The sequence below is a fragment of the Bifidobacterium sp. POST2/T3 (B1) genome (genome assembly GCF_058197115.1).
In genome coordinates this window covers 1-2,444 of sequence record NZ_JBVPQK010000385.1, presented here as the reverse complement: position 1 = coordinate 2,444, position 2,444 = coordinate 1, and the positions used below count along the sequence as shown (strand labels likewise).

The window sequence follows — 2,444 nt, the reverse complement described above, 5'->3', positions numbered from 1 at the left end:
ATAGACCGGACGTGGACACCCCGCAAGGGGCGGAGCCGACCGGCACTAATGGTCGAAGACAACACAACACCCACCCCTTACAGGGGTGGCGGCATCAACACCTGCTGCGAAGCCTGCCTGCGGCAATGAACACGAAACCACAGGCGATCGAACACACGAGACACGCGTCCACCATCCGGTCCCCAAGCCGCCAGGACACCCCGACCCCCCACGGGTCGGCAGAATTGAAGATTCGCGGCGGTCATGGCCTGGGGGAGACGCCCGGTCCCATTCCGAACCCGGAAGCTAAGACCCAGCACGGCAATGGTACTGCACCCGGAAGAGTGTGGGAGAGTAGCACACCGCCGCCACAACACGAAAATATGGGAGGCATCCTCAGGAGACAGTTCCTGAGGATGCCTCCCTTTTTTTATACCCGTCTCAGACCCAGACTCCATGATTCCAGCCACCCTGCACAAAGACGCACGCCAAGCAGAGGAACATGGTTAATCGGGACAAGTAAGGTTGCCTTTCACTTGGGCAGTCTGCGATTTGATCTTCGGGAGCACTGATGCCGCAACTGTCCTTCTCTTTGCCACCTGTTGTTTATTGCCCATGACTCCTAAAATGAAAACAGCCGAATCAGGTGCGTAAACACAAAGGCGAAGAAAGCGGATGAGCATGGGTAAAAGAATCATTCTTGTAGGAGCAACCGGCAGAGTGGGTGCATTGACACTGGAGAATCTGGTTAAAGCCGGCCATAAGGTGGTGGCCTGCGCACGAGGAGCCTCGAAGATTCCGGCCAGCCAGCAGGTGGAGCCTACGACCTTGGATCTGCATGACCCGCTCTCCCGGATAACCGACTCATTCCGAACGATGCATGCGGACGCCGTAGTTTTCATTGCTGGTTCTCGAGGCAAGGACATCAACCAGATTGATGCCCTGGGAGCGATGAAGACCATAGAGGCCGCCAAAGCGGTCGGCATCACCAGGTACGTCATGTTGGGGGCCATGTATGCAGCCGACTGGCTGCGCTGGGAACAGCCCCAGGTCAAGCCTGCCATTGATGCCCTTGCCGACTATTACGTGACCAAGAACATGGCCGACCAGTACCTGATTGGCTCCGGACTGGACTACACCATCATCGAGCCGGGCAGCCTGACCGAGCAGAAGGGCACCGGAGCTATTCAGGTAGAGCCAGACGGGCCCGGACCCATACCGATCCCCGATGTGGCACAATGCCTGGCCGACTGCGTCGACCTGCCGCAGACCGTAGGCGGGATCTACAACATCGTCGGAGGCAGCACTCCCATCAGACAAGCCCTCACCGCAAAGCGGTGACCAGAAACCCATCTAGTTCCTCGACAGCGGCTCTTGACGCCAACCATGGCGTGTCTGCATAGCAACGGGGATGGTACCTTGGGTGCAATGCTTGTTGCTTGTTGATTGCGCGTTGGTACACCGGGCTCCTGTGATTTTTATGGAGGCGGGGATGGCTTGGAGACAGGGCGGATCTTAAGGAGGTCGTCGATGAACATTACCAATTTTCGGGATCTGGGAGGTATACGGACCATTCATGGCCGTCTGGTCCGTCCCCATAAGTTCATCCGCTCCGGGCAATTAGTGGGTCTGGACGAAGAAACTAAGAGGGAGCTGGTCGACCGCTACCAGGTGACCCAGGTCGTGGACTTCCGCCGGCCTTTCGAGATACAGGAAAGTCCAGACGACCGGCTCGACGGTGTGACCTTTACCAACATTGATCTGCTGGAGCAAAGCGGCACCAACAGCGCCAGCCTGGACGATTTCGCCTCGATAGGTTCGGCGGATCAGGTCAACGGGCACATGATGAATGTCTACCATGACCTGGTCATGAGTCCTGCGGCCCAGCAGGGGTATGGGAGGTTCCTGCGCATCGTCGTGGACAACACCCAGGGGGCCACTCTTTTCCACTGCTTTGCCGGTAAGGACCGGACCGGGTTCGCCGCTGCACTGGTGCTCTGGCTGCTGGAGGTGGACGACGACCAGATATTCGCGGACTATCTGAAGACCAACCAAGAGAGGGTCGGGGCCAACAATCAACTGCTGGACCAATTCCGTGCCAAAGGCTTCGACCAGGATTCACTGGACGCCCTGCAGATTGCGCTCTGCGTCAAGAAAGAATACCCGGCTCATGCCCAAGAAGCCATGGTCGAGGCCTACGGGGATGTCTTCGCCTATGCGCGTCAGGCTTTGGGGTTCGGGCCGGACCAGGTGGAGGCCCTGCGCAGCAACCTGCTGGAGTAACCGCACAAGGCTACAAGTAGCTGGTACGGGTAGACTCGAGCCTAGACGTCAATTACGAGGAGGACATTGTGCGATACATGAATTTAGGACGGTCAGGATTCCGGGCCTCCCGTGTGGCCCTGGGGGTCATGCGGATCGATCAGAAGAGCCGCGAGGAGGCGCGGACCATTGTGGAGACGGCC

2 protein-coding genes and 1 rRNA gene are annotated in these 2,444 nt (G+C 58.3%); all 3 read left to right on the top strand.

Going from position 1 to position 2,444, the window contains the following annotated elements; all coding sequences use genetic code 11:
• Positions 1-233 precede the first annotated feature (233 nt).
• The 3 genes from rrf to AC0AP0_RS11915 all read left to right on the top strand — a co-directional run bounded on the left by rrf (position 234) and on the right by AC0AP0_RS11915 (position 2,262).
• Positions 234-350: ribosomal RNA gene (gene rrf / locus AC0AP0_RS11925) — 5S ribosomal RNA — on the top strand.
• A 304-nt stretch (positions 351-654) separates the two neighbouring features.
• Positions 655-1,320 carry an NAD(P)H-binding protein gene (locus AC0AP0_RS11920; RefSeq protein WP_490430622.1) on the top strand — a complete coding sequence of 222 codons (666 nt, stop codon included), beginning with the start codon at positions 655-657 and terminating at the stop codon, positions 1,318-1,320.
• Positions 1,321-1,509: 189 nt separating this feature from the next.
• Positions 1,510-2,262: a tyrosine-protein phosphatase gene (locus AC0AP0_RS11915; RefSeq protein ID WP_490430621.1), complete on the top strand. Its 753-nt coding sequence runs from the start codon at positions 1,510-1,512 to the stop codon at positions 2,260-2,262.
• The last annotated feature ends 182 nt before the right edge of the window (positions 2,263-2,444 follow it).

Excerpts from the sequence above, each read along its gene's own strand:
- AC0AP0_RS11920 (WP_490430622.1), top strand. The coding sequence starts at position 655 with ATGAGCATGGGTAAAAGAATCATTCTTGTAGGAGCAACCGGCAGAGTG.
- AC0AP0_RS11915 (WP_490430621.1), top strand. The coding sequence starts at position 1,510 with ATGAACATTACCAATTTTCGGGATCTGGGAGGTATACGGACCATTCAT.